The 14,957-nt window shown below is 61.0% G+C and carries 15 protein-coding genes; 8 read left to right on the top strand and 7 right to left on the bottom strand.

Annotated features, from left to right (window positions below; translation table 11 throughout):
- The first annotated feature begins 25 nt into the window (after positions 1–25).
- From H096_RS00840 to H096_RS00825, 4 genes are read left to right on the top strand one after another with little or no spacing between them, the layout of a single operon-like run.
- Positions 26–1,039, top strand: a complete 1,014-nt coding sequence (locus tag H096_RS00840; protein ID WP_033896305.1) for an ABC transporter substrate-binding protein — start codon at positions 26–28, stop codon at positions 1,037–1,039.
- Positions 1,039–1,965, top strand: a complete 927-nt coding sequence (locus tag H096_RS00835; RefSeq protein WP_033896304.1) for an aliphatic sulfonate ABC transporter substrate-binding protein — start codon at positions 1,039–1,041, stop codon at positions 1,963–1,965. Before H096_RS00840 ends, H096_RS00835 begins: the two co-directional genes overlap by 1 nt.
- 2 nt (positions 1,966–1,967) lie before the next feature.
- Positions 1,968–2,972: an ornithine cyclodeaminase family protein gene (locus tag H096_RS00830; RefSeq protein ID WP_033896303.1), complete on the top strand. Its 1,005-nt coding sequence runs from the start codon at positions 1,968–1,970 to the stop codon at positions 2,970–2,972.
- Positions 2,969–4,399, top strand: coding sequence for an aromatic amino acid lyase (locus H096_RS00825; protein ID WP_033896302.1), 1,431 nt, complete (start codon positions 2,969–2,971; stop codon positions 4,397–4,399). The genes H096_RS00830 and H096_RS00825 overlap by 4 nt, the downstream gene beginning before the upstream one ends.
- On the opposite strand, the gene gstA is transcribed toward H096_RS00825, so the two are convergent.
- Positions 4,339–4,941 (bottom strand): glutathione transferase GstA, encoded by a 603-nt coding sequence (gene gstA / locus H096_RS00820; protein ID WP_033896301.1) that lies wholly within the window; start codon positions 4,939–4,941, stop codon positions 4,339–4,341. The two genes, H096_RS00825 and gstA, sit on opposite strands and share 61 nt — an antisense overlap.
- A 96-nt stretch (positions 4,942–5,037) precedes the next feature.
- On the opposite strand from gstA, the gene H096_RS00815 reads away from it, so the two are divergent.
- Both H096_RS00815 and H096_RS00810 read left to right on the top strand, forming a co-directional pair.
- Positions 5,038–5,907, top strand: a complete 870-nt coding sequence (locus tag H096_RS00815) for a LysR family transcriptional regulator (RefSeq protein ID WP_033896300.1) — start codon at positions 5,038–5,040, stop codon at positions 5,905–5,907.
- 167 nt (positions 5,908–6,074) lie between these two features.
- Positions 6,075–7,394: a PAS domain-containing methyl-accepting chemotaxis protein gene (locus H096_RS00810; RefSeq protein WP_033896299.1), complete on the top strand. Its 1,320-nt coding sequence runs from the start codon at positions 6,075–6,077 to the stop codon at positions 7,392–7,394.
- A 126-nt stretch (positions 7,395–7,520) separates the two neighbouring features.
- On the opposite strand, the gene H096_RS00805 is transcribed toward H096_RS00810, so the two are convergent.
- The 6 genes from H096_RS00805 to H096_RS00780 all read right to left on the bottom strand — a co-directional run bounded on the left by H096_RS00805 (position 7,521) and on the right by H096_RS00780 (position 12,732).
- Positions 7,521–8,042 carry a hypothetical protein gene (locus H096_RS00805; protein WP_033896298.1) on the bottom strand — a complete coding sequence of 174 codons (522 nt, stop codon included), beginning with the start codon at positions 8,040–8,042 and terminating at the stop codon, positions 7,521–7,523.
- Between the two features lie 133 nt (positions 8,043–8,175).
- The gene (locus H096_RS00800; protein WP_033896297.1) at positions 8,176–9,585 is read right to left on the bottom strand and encodes an MFS transporter; all 1,410 of its coding nucleotides are present in this window, start codon (positions 9,583–9,585) and stop codon (positions 8,176–8,178) included.
- 8 nt (positions 9,586–9,593) lie between these two features.
- A complete protein-coding gene (locus H096_RS00795; protein ID WP_033896296.1) occupies positions 9,594–10,331 on the bottom strand; it encodes an NAD(P)-dependent oxidoreductase in 738 nt (245 codons plus the stop codon).
- Positions 10,332–10,346: 15 nt separating this feature from the next.
- Positions 10,347–10,979, bottom strand: coding sequence for a glutathione S-transferase (locus H096_RS00790; RefSeq protein ID WP_033896295.1), 633 nt, complete (start codon positions 10,977–10,979; stop codon positions 10,347–10,349).
- A gap of 141 nt (positions 10,980–11,120) precedes the next feature.
- Entirely contained in the window at positions 11,121–11,546 is a 426-nt protein-coding gene (locus tag H096_RS00785; RefSeq protein ID WP_033896294.1) for a DUF6252 family protein, read from the bottom strand.
- A 154-nt stretch (positions 11,547–11,700) separates the two neighbouring features.
- Positions 11,701–12,732, bottom strand: a complete 1,032-nt coding sequence (locus H096_RS00780; RefSeq protein WP_162240104.1) for a LacI family DNA-binding transcriptional regulator — start codon at positions 12,730–12,732, stop codon at positions 11,701–11,703.
- Positions 12,733–12,944: 212 nt separating this feature from the next.
- Between H096_RS00780 and H096_RS00775 the strand changes: the two genes are divergently transcribed.
- Positions 12,945–13,478: a gluconokinase gene (locus H096_RS00775; RefSeq protein ID WP_033896292.1), complete on the top strand. Its 534-nt coding sequence runs from the start codon at positions 12,945–12,947 to the stop codon at positions 13,476–13,478.
- Positions 13,479–13,562: 84 nt separating this feature from the next.
- Positions 13,563–14,915 carry a GntP family permease gene (locus tag H096_RS00770; RefSeq protein WP_033896291.1) on the top strand — a complete coding sequence of 451 codons (1,353 nt, stop codon included), beginning with the start codon at positions 13,563–13,565 and terminating at the stop codon, positions 14,913–14,915.
- Positions 14,916–14,957 lie beyond the last annotated feature (42 nt).

Genomic DNA, 14,957 nt, shown 5'->3' with positions numbered 1-14,957 from the left:
TCACCGCACAACTATGAGGTTGCCGATGAAGCATCTGAAAAAACTCCTGGGCGGTGGTCTGCTGGCCCTGAGCCTGCTGACCCCAGCCGCCCACGCCGCCGAAGCCGTCAAACCCATTCACTTCGGTGATATCACCTGGGAAAGCGGCAGCCTGATCACCGAAGTGCTGCGCCTGATCGTCGAGAAAGGCTACGGCCTGCCGACCGACACCTTGCCCGGCAGCACCGTGAGCCTGGAAGCCGCCCTGGCCAAGGACGATATCCAGGTGATCGGTGAAGAGTGGGCCGGGCGCAGTCCGGCGTGGGTCAAGGCGGAAAACGAAGGCAAGGTGTTCGGCCTCGGTGACACGGTCAAAGGCGCCACCGAAGGCTGGTGGGTGCCGGAGTTCGTGATCAAGGGCGATGCCGCGCGCGGTATCAAGCCCCTGGCGCCGGACTTGAAGTCGGTGGCCGACCTGCCGCGCTACAAGGACGTGTTCCGCGACCCCGAATACCCGAGCCGTGGGCGCTTCCTCAACAGCCCAACCGGCTGGACCTCGGAGATCGTCAACAGCCAGAAACTCAAGGCCTACAAACTCACCGACAGCTTCGTCAACTTCCGCACCGGCTCTGGCGCGGCGCTGGATGCCGAAGTGGCGTCGTCGATCCGTCGTGGTAAACCCGTGTTGTTCTACTACTGGTCGCCGACGCCGCTGTTGGGGCGGTTCAAGCTGGTCAAGCTGGAAGAGCCGCCGTTCAACGCCGAAGCCTGGAAGACCCTGTCCGACGCGAAAAACCCCAACCCCATTGGCACCCGCTCGATGCCGGCGCGCCTGGCGATTGGTGTGTCGGCACCGTTCAAGGCGCAGTACCCGCAACTGGTGAGCGTGTTTGAAAAGGTCGACCTGCCGATTGACCTGCTTAACGGCATCCTCGGGGAAATGAGCGAGAAACGCACGCCGCCCCGCCAAGTGGCTGAAGCCTTCCTCAAAGACCATCCAGACGTCTGGCAACAATGGGTGCCAGCCGATGTGGCGGCCAAGCTGAAGGGGGCGCTCTGATGCTTAAAATATTCGCTGCTGCGGTACTTTCACTGGTTGCCGCTCAGGTGCTGGCGGCCGAACCGGCCACGTTGCGCATCGGCTACCAGAAAAGCTCTGTGAGCATGGTGCTGGCCCGTGAGCACAAACTCTTCGAGGACGCGTTGCCCGGTACCCAGGTGCAGTGGATCGAGTTCCTCGGCGGCCCGCCGCTGATCGAGGCGCTGAACGGCGGCAGCCTGGACATCGGCAATATCGGTGACATCCCACCGATCTTCGCCCAGGCCGCAGGCATCGATTTGCAGTATTTCGCCGTCGAACCCAACGAGGGCAAGACCGAAGCAGTGTTGGTGCCCAAAGCCAGCAGCGTGCAGAGCGTGGCCGAACTCAAGGGTAAGCGCGTGGCGCTGCTCAAGGGCTCCAGCGCCCACAACCTGTTCCTGAAAAGCCTGCTGCGCGCCGGTTTGCAATGGAAGGACGTGAACGTGGTGTACCTGTCGCCGTCCGATGGCCGCGCTGCGTTCGAGCAAGGCAAAGTCGACGCGTGGGTGGTGTGGGACCCGTACTACTCCGCGGCCGTGGTCGAGGGTTCCGCCCGCGTGTTGGGCGACGGCCAGGGCCTCAATCCAGCGGGCAGTTTCTTCGTGGTGAGCAGCCCATTTGCCAAGCAATATCCGCAATCCATTGGCGCGATCATCCAGACCCTGGCCAAGGCGCAGCGCCTGTCCCTCGACCAGCCCGAAGACAGCATCGCACTGATGGCCAAGACCCTGGGCCTGCAACCGGCGGTGGTCAAAAGCTACTTCGAACACCGCTCGCCCGCGCCGATTCGCCCGTTGGAAGCGGTTGACGTCGGCAACCAACAACGCACCGCCGACCTGTTTTTTGCCAACGGCCTGATCCCGAAAAAGGTCGATGTGCAGCAAGCGGTATTCAAGGCGCCATGACCATGCAACCGATCTACATCGACTTTCTCAACGGCCTGGACATCGACGAACTAGGCCTTACCAACGACGAGATCCTCACCGCCATCGAAGCCAGCCTGGCGATCCAGGGCCGTGGCGAGGCGGTGATCGAGCCGCGTACCCACCTGATTCCCGGCGGTGAGATCAACGGCCACTTCAACGTATTGCGCGGTGTACTCGGCGGCGATATTGGCTATGCGGGCGTCAAAGTTGTGGGGGATTTTGTCGACAACTACCGCAAGGGTTTGCCCTCGGAATTGGCCATCCTCAACCTGCTGGACCCGGCCACCGGGATTCCCAAGGCGATCCTGGATGCCTCGGCGATCACCGATATGCGCACCGGTGCTATCACGGCCATCGGCGCCAGATACTTGGCCCGGCCCGACAGCAAAGTGCTGGCGCACATTGGCGCGCGTGGCACGGCGTATTGGAACGTGCGCTTGCTGGATCACCTGTTCGACTTCGACGAAATCCGCGTGCACTCACGCCGCAGCGAAAGCCGCGAAGCCTTCGCTGAGCGCCTGCGCAAGGACCTGGGAAAACCCGTGATCGTCACCGACGATTGGGAGTCCACCGTGCGTGGCGCCGACATCGTGGTCGAGGCGTCGCGCCTGGACCAGCCCGAGCCCTTGTTGCGCACCGAGTGGATCAAACCCGGCGCCTTTGTGGTGCCCTACGGCACCATGAGCGCGGTGGAATTGTCGCTGACCGACATCATGAGCAAGTTGGTCGTGGATGATTGGGGCCAGTGCAAAGGCGGGCTTTTTGGCGCGCTACGCGCGCATGTCGACGCTGGCAAACTCAGTGCCGAAACCCTGCATGCCGAACTGGGCCAGATCGTGGCCGGCTTGAAAACCGGCCGGGAAACCGCTGAGGAAACCATCCTGTTCTGGCACCGTGGCCTCAGCCTCAGTGACATCGCGCTGGGCCATGCACTGTTGGAAAAAGCCAAGCGTCTGGGGATTGGCCAGCGGCTGCGCTGGGCATGATTCACTTCGATCCCCAAGGTTTAGCCCTGGCAGATTTGCTGGCGATTGCCCGGCAGGATGTGCCGGCGGATTTCTCTGTGAAGGCCCGTCAGCGCATCGATGAAGGCCACCAGTTGTTGGTGAAACTGGCGGCTGAAGGCACGCCAATTTATGGCGTAAACACCGGCCTCGGTGCTGCGGTGGACACGCCCGTAGCCCCCGTGCAGGCGAGTATTCCGTTGGGGCGCGCGGTGGGTGTCGGACGCTTGGCCAATCGTCAGGAGCTGCGCGCCATCACCGCCGCGCGCCTGGCCGGATTGGCCCAGGGACGTTCGGGTATTTCAGCGCAAGCAGCGCAGGCGTTGCTGGATTTACTTAACTCGGGTGCCGAACCGGAGGTGCCGTTGCTCGGCTCGTTGGGCGAGAGCGACCTGGCGCCATTGGCCCACTTGAGCCTGGCGCTCTCGGTGCCTTTGACCGGCAAGGATGGATTAGCGCTGGTCTCGGCGAATGCCGCCAGTGTCGGGCTCGGCGCATTGCTGGTCGCCGAGGCACAGCAAGTGTTGGCAGCGGTGCTGGCGGCGCTGGCGTTATCGTGCGAGGGCTATCGGGCCAACCTGAGTCCGTTCCAGCCATGGGCTTCGCGCCTGCGGCCGGCACCGGGGCAAACCGAGCAGTCGGCGGCGTTATTGCAGTTGCTGGCGGGCGGTGAGCTGGCGGACAGCCCGCGTCGTCTGCAGGACCCCTTGAGCTTCCGCTGTGCCACGGTGGTCCAGGGTGCGGCGCAACAGGCGTTGCAACAGCTGCATGAGCTGGTAGAACTGGAATTGCGCAGCGGTGCGGATAACCCGGCGTTGATCAGCGAAGAGGCGCTTGTGTTAGCCACGGCGAATTTCGACAGCACCCACTTGGCGCTGGCCGCTGAAGGGTTGGGCCTGGCGCTCAATCGAGTAGCCGCATGCAGCGCCGAGCGGATTGCCAAATTGCTATCGCCGGCTTCGAGTGATCTGCCGCGCTTCCTCATCACTCAACCCGGTCATGTCGGTATGGCCGCCTTGCAGCGCACCAGTTCGGCGTTGGTCGCGGAAATCGGGCACCTGGCCAATCCGCTGCCGGCGGTTAGCGTGCCGGTGGCGGACCGTGTAGAAGACTATGCGGGCCAGGCTTTGGCCGTGGTCGACAAGACCCGTCGCTTGACCGAGCGGGTGTTGTGGCTGGCCAGTATTGAACTGATCGTTGCCGCGCAGGCGGTGGACTTGCGCGGCGAGCTACGTTTAGGTGAAGGCGCTCGGCAGATCTATGAAACCGTGCGTAGCCAGGTGGTCCACCTGGACCAGGATCGCTCGGGTTCGGTGGATGTGCTGGCGTTGAGTGCCTTCATCTCGACTCATGGCTTTTCGGCGGCCAACGCCGCAATCACCGCCGGTCGCTCACCCACCCGCTGCTGAAACGCCGCCAGCGCCGGCCACTCACCCAAATCAATCGCATGAAACGCCGCCCAACGCAGCACCACGAACAGGTAGGCATCCGCCACCGAGTATCGCGCACCCAACAGGTAATCCTGGCGCTCCAGCGTCTGCACCAGCACCGCGAAGCGCTTGAACAGGGTGGCCTGGAATGAGGCCTTCACCTCGCCCTGGATCGCGCCGTTGAAGAACACCGCCAAGCCGCCATGAATCTCGGTGGCGATGAAGTTCAGCCATTCCTGCAGACGCACGCGTTCCCAGCTGCCAGTGGCCGGCGCCAGGTCTGCGGTGGGTTTCAGGTCGGCCAGGTATTGCAGGATCGCGCTGGCTTCGGTCAGCACCTGGCCGTTGTCCAGTTTCAGCGCAGCAACGTAGCCCTTGGGGTTGATCTGCAGGAAGTCGTCGCCGTCGGCGGTGGTCTTGGCTTGGTTATCCACCAGGACCAGGTCGAACGGCAGCGCCAATTCGCGCAGCACGATATGCGGGGCGAGGGAACAGGCGTGGGGGAAGAAATACAGTTTCATCTGGGGCAGCTCCGTTGAATTTGCGCCAGTCTCGCGGGCGTGGCACCGTGCGTAAAATTAAACGTTCAGACCCCCGCCATAAGGACAGCTACTGCCATGATGAACCTGATGCACTGGCGCTTGCTGGTGGCCGTGGCCGATCACGGCAGCATCACCGCCGCCGCCGAGCGCGTGGGCATGACCCAATCCGCCGCCAGCCAGGCCATGGCCGGTATGGAGGCGACGCTGGGTGCGCAGTTGTTTACCCGTGAACCGCGCAAAACCCTGCCCACCGCCCTGGGCTTGAGTGTGATCGAGCAGGCACGGGTGATGCTTGGGGCCTTGCAGGCGATTCGTAGCACTGTGGACGAAGCCAGGCCGATGCTGCGTGGGACGATTCGCATCGCCAGTTTCCCCATGGTGCTGGCGACGTTTCTGACACCCGCATTGCAGCGTTTTGCGCAGCTCTATCCCGGTATCGAGGTCACCACCCTGGATGTCACTGACAACGAAGTGCTCACCCTGCTCGACACTGGCCTTATCGATTTAGGCGTGGTGCTCAACCCCACGCCCGAGCGCAACGCGACGGTGCTGGGCCGTGACTTATGGATGGCCGTGCTGCCAGTGGCGCATGCGCTGGCGCAACGCCCGGCGGATGCCACGGTGTCGCTTGAGGAATTGCTTGAGGAGCCTTTCGTGCTGGCTACCGGTGGCTGCACCGCCAATGCCCGCAGCCTGGGCGCCGCGGCAGGCCTGACCCTGCGCGATATTCGCGTTGAGGTGCGTGAATGGAACAGTGCCTTCAGCCTGGTGCGTGAGGGCGTCGGCGTCACACTGGTGCCGGAAATGGCCTTGCCGTCCCAGCGCAAGGGGCTGCGCGTGATGGCGTTGGATGTGCCGCTGCACCGCGAATTTGCCTTGGTCGGCTCGCCGGACCGCCCACCGTCAGCCGCCGCCCTCGCATTGTTAAAAATGCTGGCTGACTAGTGGCCTTGCATAGCGCCAAGCCCTGTCTATGCTCACCCAGAACCGTTGATGACGCTTGGCATATAAAGCGATTTGGATGGTTATTTCCCCATGAAGGTGTGCCAGCAATATCCAACAAATGAATGGAATGCGCCTTCCAGGCGCCGGGAATCTAGGGTGATCTGACCATGTTCAACCGCCATCACAAATCCGACCTGCAACAAATCGAACGTTTCTCCTGCGCCCTCACCGAATCCAACGCCAAACTGGCCGCCATCAGCCGTTCCATGGCCATGATCGAGTTCGACCCCAGTGGCGTGATCCTCGACGCCAACGACAACTTCTGCAAAACCATGGGCTACAGCGCCGAGGAAATACGCGGTAAACATCACCGGCTCTTTTGCGACGAGCCCTACACCCATACCGACGCCTACGCTAAGCTATGGCGCGACCTGGCGCGGGGCGAGGCCCTTAGTGGCACCTTCATGCGCCTGAACAAGCATGGCCAGGAAGTCTGGCTGGAAGCCAGCTACATGCCGGTGCTGGACAAGGACAATCACGTTCAAAGCGTGATCAAAGTCGCGTCGGATATCACGGCGCGGGTCCATCACGAACATGAAAACCAGAGCCTGATCGATGCTATTGGCCGTTCCATGGCGGTGATCGAGTTCACCCCGCAGGGCCAGATCATCAACGCCAACGAAAACTTCCTGAAGACCGTGCAGTACTCCCTGGATGAAATCGTCGGCCAGCACCACAGCCTGTTCTGCCACCGCAACGAAGTGGAGTCGCCGGCCTACAAGGCGTTCTGGGCATCGCTCAATCGTGGCGAATACCACTCGCACCGCTTCGAGCGCAAAAACAAGTACGGCAAGACCCTGTTCCTGGAGGCGTCCTACAACCCGATCTTCGACACCAATGGGCGCCTGTACAAAGTGGTGAAGTTCGCCAGCGACATCACTGACCAGGTCACCACCCTGCGCACCGCCGCCGACTCGGCCCACGCCACCTCGGTGCAAAATGACGCCTGCGCCCGCAAGGGCTCGGAAGTGGTGCAGCAAACCGTGCAGATCATCGAGGAAATTTCCCACGACCTGAACCAGGCGGCGCAGAGCATCGATGCTGTCAGCAAACAATCGGACATCATCGGCGCCATCGTGCAGACCATCCGCAGCATTGCCGAGCAGACCAATATGCTCGCGCTCAACGCCGCGATCGAAGCGGCACGGGCCGGTGAGCATGGGCGCGGCTTTGCGGTGGTGGCGGACGAGGTGCGCAGCTTGGCGGCGCGAACCAGCCAGGCGACGGTGGAAATCGTCGATGTGGTGCGCAAGAATCACGACTTGTCTCTGAGCGCGGTATCGAGCATGCAATCGAGCTTGAGCCGCACGGGCTTGGGGGTGGAATTGGCGAATGAAGCGGGGCAGGTGATCCTGGAGATTCAGGAAGGGTCACGGCATGTGGTGGATGCGATCGGGCAGTTCAATTCGACGTTGCAGCTGCAATAAACGCATTGTCAGCTTGATAACCCGATCACTGTGGGAGCTGGCTTGTCTGCGGAAGCATCACCTCGGTACATCAGAAACACCGAGTGATCCGTATCGCAGGCAAGCCAGCTCCCACACAAGTGCGGCTTAGATCGCCGCCAGGGTCTCTTTCACTGCCTGCGCTTGCGGGTCAACGGTCTTTGCCGCTACCTGCTGCTCTTGCTGTTGCTTCAGGCGTTCGGCCACTTGCTTGGAAATCGCATCCTGCTTTTCCTGGGACATGTTCTGCACGTCCGCCTCAGTCAAACCCTGTTCCTTGAGCAACTGCTCACGGATGCGCTCGGCCGGGGATTTGCTCATGTAGTCAGTGAACTCAGAGCGTGCGGTGCTGGCGGTCGCACCGGTCTTTGGCACTTCGGGCGTCGCGGTGGAGGCAGTGACGGCCTCTGTGGAAGTCTGCAACTGCACGCGGGTCTTGGCGAAGGCCTCGTCAATGCGGTCGTTGGCCTTGTCCAGTTCCTTCTGCGCGGCCGGCACGGTCACGCTTTGTTGCGCGGCTTGCAGGGCACCGCTGTACAGCGCGCTGGCAGCGGCGTTGGCGGGGTCCATGTCGGGCCGTTTGAGTTGTTGAACGGTCGACACGGCTAAGGTGTTGTTGTTAACCAGCATGATCGGTCACCTGGGGAAATGTTCGGTGCCACAGGTGGAGCAAATAGCGTGCCGGGTGTGAAGTGCCCGATTCTATTGGGGATCGCTTGGCCGCTGCGGCAAAAGTTGTCCCGCAGGCGGCCAACCGTTGCCGTCAGTGGGCGATATTTTCCAACGCCAGGTTCCGCGTACGCGGCCCGAACCAACTGATGGTGATCATCACGATCAACATGCTGCTGGCAATGAATGCCAACACCCCCGGTGTGCCCAGGTGTTCGAGGATAAAACCGATCAACAAGCTGCTGAACACTGTGGACAAACGGCTGAACGAGTAACAGAAGCCTACCGCCCGTGCGCGGATGTTGGTGGGGAACAATTCACTTTGGTACGAGTGATAACTGAAGCTCAGCCAAGCGTTGCAGAAGGTGATCATCACCCCACAGATCACCAGCCCCACCGCCGTGGTTTGCAGGGCGAACAGGCTGCCGAAGACCATCGCGCCCAACGCCGAGCCGACGATCTGCCATTTGTTTTCAAAGCGGTTGGCCACCTTCACGAACAGCAACGGCCCCAGCGGGTAGGCGAGGGTGATGATGAAGGCGTAGAGCAGGCTGTGGGTCACGCTGACGCCCTGGCCCGACAGCAACGCAGGCAGCCAGTTACCAAAACCGAAGAAGCCGATGGCCTGGAACACATGGAACACGATCAGCATCAAGGCGCGACGGCGGTATGGTGGTTGCCAGATATCGGCAAAGCGGCCATCACCCTGCACGCTGACGGCTTCGGGCTCGGGCTCATCCAGTGGTTTGCCGTGATCTTTCTGACAGCGCGCTTCAAGGTTGTCCATGATCACACCGGCTTCTTCGAAACGTCCTTTTTGTGCAAGCCAACGCGGCGACTCTGGTAAGCGCTTGCGCAGTTGCCAGATAAACAGCGCAAACACGGCGCTCGACAACACCACCCAACGCCAGCCGGATACGCCGAACGGCGCCTGTGGCACCAGCCACCACGACATCAACGCCACCGCCGGCACGGACAGGAACTGGATAAAAAACGCAAAGGCAAACGCCGAGCTGCGCATGCGCTTGGGCACCAGTTCCGAGAGGTAGGCGTCGATGGTCACCAGCTCAATGCCCAGGCCAATGCCGACCAGGAAGCGCATGCAGATGATGCCCACGGCGGAGGTCTGGATGCCCATCAATACCGTGGCGACGGTGTACCAGATCAACGCAAAGGTGAAGATCGCCCGCCGTCCGAAACGGTCGGCGATGGGGCTGAGCAGGCTGGCGCCGAGGAACAGGCCGAGGAAGGTTGCCGAGGCAAAGGCGGCCTGGTCCGAGAAACCGAATACGCCTTCGCTGCCGGTGTGGAAGATTCCGTCACTGATCAGGCCGGGGCTGATGTAGGCGGTCTGGAACAGGTCGTACAGCTCGAAAAAGCCGCCGATGGACAGCAACGCCACCAGGCGCCAGACCGTGGCGACGGCAGGCAGGCGGTCGATGCGTGCGCTGATATGGGCGGCGCGGATCGGATCGATGCCGTCGGTGCTAGAGAGTGCGGGCATGGGGAAACTCAATAAGTGATCGGAATCTCGAATGTCTGAAACGCATCATCCTGGGGATGGTAACCCAGCACCCGCGTGGTTTCGCTCAGGTCCAGGCGCTTGAAGCGGTTATTGGAAATGCCATGGGCGATCAGGTGCTTCACGCCCTCGGCTTCCACCGAGCGTTGCAGCAACTGCACCGCGTCACGCGGGCTGAGCCAGGCGCTGAGGTCGCGGGCGTTGTTGAGGTCGTGGGTTTCGGGGAATTCGAAGGCGCCGATGCGCAGGGCAATGGTCGACAGCGGGGTTTTCGCGGCGTAGTAGCCACACAGCGCCTCGCCGTAGCATTTACTCACGCCGTACAGGTTGGCGGGCATCACCGGCATGCCGGGCGTGATCTGGCGGTCTACCGGGTAGCCCTCGATGGTTTGCGCGCTGCTGGCGAATACCAGGCGCTTTACCCCGGCAGTCACGGCCGCTTCGAACAGGTAGGTGGTGGCGAGGATGTTATTGGGCAGCAATTCATCGAACGACGCGCTGGCGTGGGGGATGCCCGACAGGTGCACGATCACGTCGATGCCGTCGAGCAAGGCCGCCAGGCTGGATTTGTCGCTGAGATCGGCGTGCACGAAGCGGTGCTCGCCCAAGTCGAAATCCGGCGCGATGCGGTCGGTGAGGGTAAAGCGGTAACGGTCTTTGGATGCGTCGAAAAACGTCTTGCCGATTCTGCCGCAGGCGCCGGTGAGCAGTACGTTGAGTCCTTTCACGGTGCAGTCCTTGTTTTAGTTATGGCCGTCGAGGGCAAAGGTTTTGAAGCCGGGGCGCTGGCTGAGGCGCTGGTAATACGCTTCCACCGCGGGGTAGGGCGGATGCTCCAGCGGCGCGTTGCGCCAGCGGTGTACCGAGAGGCCGACGAGGATGTCGGCCAGGGTGAATTCATCGCCGGTCACGTAGGCGCCGGTCTTGAGCAACTGTTGTTCCAGCAAGCCCATCTTGTCGTTCCAGGCCTGCACGCCGGCCTGGATGCGCTGCGGGTCCTGGTAGTCCGGGTTCTGGCGCACCAACGCATGGAACGCGTAGCCCCAGGACGGGTTGAGTTCGGTGGCTTGCCAGTCCATCCATTGCTCGACCCGGGCCCGTGGCGCGGGCTCGGCGGGGAGCAGGTCGTGGCGTTGGTAGAGGCTGACCAGGTAACGGCAGATGGTATTGGATTCCCACAACACGCCGTGGTCATCGATCAGCACCGGCACCTGGGCGTTGGGGTTCAAGGCGAGGAAGTCGGCGGACTGGGTGGGCTTGAAGCCGATGCCCCAGTCTTCACGCTGATAGTCGATGCCCAGTTCCTGACAGGTCCAGAGCACTTTGCGCACGTTGATGGAGGACGTGCGACCCAAGATTTTCAGTGAGTGTCCCATGGTGCTTCCCTGGCGGTGACAAGGGACTCAATTTAGCAGGGACATGGGGTGGGGGCGAGGTTGTTGTCAGGCGTTGGCGGCAAGAACGCTTCTGACGGTCGAAGGGTTCTTGCCGGTAAAAAGATTAAAAAACGTACTACTTCAACGTGAAGGGCCGGTGAGTTTAACTACGCCGTTTGTTACTTTCATTTCCGGCTCACCGCTCATGCCAGGCGCGTTGAAATGAAATTCTCCATCAACTTGTATGTTGTCAAAATCAACACTGTTTAGATTGAAAGTCCCGCTGTCGGCATAGTAGCTCCATCCAAAGTCTTCGTAACGGTGGTAATAAAAAGCGAACACCTTTTCGTCTCGCCCAATGTTGTAAGTCCCTGGGGGGGTATTTTTGTCAATGTAGATAAAGATCACGCGGTTGCTTGCTTGGTCTCTACCGACGATCACAAATTGGGTAGCGCTCGCTTCTTGAAGATCTACGGAATGAGAGGTGAATGGGGGGGAGACTACGGATGTGTTGCATCCGATAACACCTTTGGCGAATAGCGTTTTATTGGAATTCTTCGAGTACATTGCAATATCCTCTTCAGTGATATTCTAGCGTCAGGCGATCATCGCCGGCTATTCTCTTATAAGGAGAAAGCCTGCACTTGCCTACTGTCAGAGTTGACAGTTATGAAGAGGCGGATCTGTTGTTTTTTGGCTCAGAAAGTAATCAACAACCCTCTTACGTACTCTCCCGCACCTGCAACTCAAACCCCATGTCTACCACCGGTTTGGCGATCTTGTTACCTGCCATGATCGTCAACAGGTGCTCCGCCGCACGCCGCCCAATCGCTTCACGCGGGGTGCTGATGCTGCTCAGGCGCGGCACCATGAAGGACGAGGCGGGCAGGTCGTTGAAACCCAGCACGGCCACACGTTCCGGCACCTTGATGCCATGGCGCAGGGCTTCCAGCAAGGCGCCCTGGGCCAGGTCGTCGTTGCCGAAGAAGATGGCGTCCACGTCGGGATGGGCGGCCAGCAGTTGCAGGAAGAGTTCGCCGCCCAGGCCCACGGAGGAGGGGCGCGGCGTCAGCAATTCCAGCGCCGGGTCGTACAAGCCGGCTTGTTGCAGCGCTCGGCGGAACCCTTCGCCGCGCAGCAACGTGCGTTGGTCCAACTGCGCGCCGATGTAAGCCAAGCGTTTGTAACCACGGGACAACAGATGCGCCGCCGCCGTTTCGCCCGCGCTCAATTGCGAGAACCCTACGCAGTTCACCCCGGCGTTCGGGTCCAAATCCATCATATAGACGCAGGGCACATTGCTGGCCTCGACCATCCGTCGGGCGCTTTCGGTGCGATCAAACCCGGTCAGCAGCAAACCCCGTGGCTGGTAGGCCATGTAGTTGCGCAGCAGGTTTTCTTCTTCATCGCGGGAATAGTGGGAGTTGCCGATCAGCACTTCAAAGCCCTTGGGCCGCAGCACCTGGTGGATGGCTTCGAGGGTTTCGATAAACAGCAGGTTGGACAACGATGGCACCAACACCACCACCGAATGGCTCTGGGCCGAGGCCAGGGCGCGGGCGGCGGGGTTGACCACATAATTGAGTTCGGCGGCGGCCTGCTGCACTTTTTCCACCAGTTCGGTGGCCACGGTGCTGATACCGCGCAGGGCGCGGGAGGCGGTAATCGGGCTGACGCCGGCCAGGCGGGCGACTTCGTTAAGGGTCGGGCGACCCGTGGTGCGCAATTTTTTATCGTTCTTGGAGGTCATCAGGCGGCTTGCCAAACAAAAATCGAGGCACTAAGGTAGCGCTGTCTCCAAAAGGCTGCAAATTCTTGAACTTTGGGTTGCCTGATCCGGTTCAAATGATTGGAGCGGATGCACGCGTCACTCCATAAAAATGACAAGACGGCGCGGGAAAAGCCTGTTTTTGCACTAGCCTTACAGCGTGCAAAGGTAGCGCTATCTGCGTCCTGAGGTGTTTCATGAGTCAACCTGTTACCGCCCTGGTCATCATGGGTGTTTCCGGCTGTGGCAAGTCCAGCGTCAGCGAGGCCCTGTGCCGCCTGAACGGTGCCACCGCCATTGAAGGCGACAGCTTTCACCCTGCCGCCAACATCGAAAAGATGAGCGCCGGCCACCCCCTCAACGACGACGACCGCGCCGGCTGGCTCGACATCCTCTGCGATGAACTGCGCCGTTCGCTCAAGGCAGGCGAGCATCCCGTGCTCACCTGTTCCGCCCTGAAAAAGAAATACCGCGACCACCTGCGCGAAGCCGCGCCGGGCCTGGGGTTCGTCTTTTTGGAGCTGACCCGCGCCGTGGCCGCCGACCGCGTGTCCCATCGCCCTGGGCATTTCATGCCGGCCAGCCTTATCGACAGCCAGTTCGCCACCCTTGAATCGCCCAAAGGCGAACCGCTGACCCTGGCCCTCAACGCCAGTGAAGACAGCGTCGAGGAACTGGCCGAGCAGACCAACGCCTGGTGGCTGCAACACGGCTTTGAACCTACTCATTAATTTTTTGCCGGAAAAGATAGCGCTATCCCCGGCAGGAAATTCAACACCCGCTTTAATAACAACAACAAACAGGAGAGCCCCCCCATGTTTGGCATGTCCCACGAGTCCTACCTGCTGCTTGATGCAGTGGTCACAATCATTGGGTTGATCGTTCTGATCACCAAGTTCAAGGTGCACCCGTTCATTGCGCTGATCATCGCGGCCGGCTTCCTCGGCCTGACCTCGGGCATGCCCGTGGACAAGATCATCAAGGCGTTCCAGGACGGTTTTGGCGGTGTGCTCGGCTTTGTCGGCATCATCCTCGCGCTGGGCACGATGCTCGGCAAGATGATGGCCGAATCCGGCGGTGCCGATCAGATCGCCCGGACCCTGATCCGCGCCTTCGGCAAAGAGAAGGTCCAGTGGGCCATGATGTTCGCCGCGTTCCTGGTGGGCATCCCGCTGTTCTTCGAGATCGGCTTTGTGCTGCTGATCCCGCTGGTGTTTATCGTCGCGCGGCGTACCGGCGTGTCGCTGATCAAGATTGGCATCCCGCTGCTGGCCGGCCTCTCGGCGGTACACGGTCTGGTGCCACCGCACCCGGGCCCGTTGCTGGCGATTGGCGTGTTTGGCGCGGACATCGGCAAGACTATCCTCTACGGCCTGATCGTCGCGCTGCCGACTGCCATCATCGCCGGTCCGATCTTCGGTACGTTTATCGCCAAGTACATTCCGGGCAACCCGTCCCAGGAACTGGTCGATCAACTGGCCCGCGAGTCGGAACACAAAAACCTGCCGAGCTTCAGCATCACCCTGATTACTGTGCTGCTGCCGGTGTTCCTGATGCTGCTCAAAACCTTCGCTGACATCGGTTTGCCGGACGGCCATATCGTGCGCAACTGGATGGACATGATCGGTCACCCGATCTCCGCCCTGTTGCTGGCGTTGCTGCTGTCGCTGTACACCTTTGGCCATCGCCAGGGCATTCACTCCAAACAGATCCTCAAACTGCTCGACGCCAGCCTGGCGCCGACCGCTGCGATCATCCTGATCATCGGTGCCGGCGGTGGCTTCAAGCAGATGCTGGTGACCAGTGGTGTGGGCGACGTGATCGGCCATATGGCGGTGAACGCGCAGATCAACCCGATCCTGCTGGCGTGGCTGGTGGCGGCGGTGATTCGCGTGGCAACCGGTTCGGCCACGGTGGCGACCATTACCGGCGCAGGCATTGTGGTGCCGGTGGTGGGGATGATTCCGGGGGTTAACCGTGAGCTGCTGGTGTTGGCGACGGGCGCGGGTTCGTTGATCCTGTCTCACGTCAACGATGCGGGGTTCTGGCTGGTGAAGCAGTACTTCAATATGACGGTAGCCGAGACGTTCAAGACGTGGACGGCAATGGAGACGATTCTGTCCGTCGTGGCGTTGATATTCATCATGCTGTTGTCGCTGGTGGTCTGACCGCCGCGCAAACAAAAAAGGGAGCCGCTGGGCTCCCTTTTT

This window comes from Pseudomonas sp. FH1 (assembly GCF_000510895.2).
GTDB lineage: Bacteria > Pseudomonadota > Gammaproteobacteria > Pseudomonadales > Pseudomonadaceae > Aquipseudomonas > Aquipseudomonas azotoformans_A.
The sequence above is the reverse complement of the archived record's forward strand: the minus strand, read 5'-3'. Positions and strand labels throughout refer to the sequence as shown.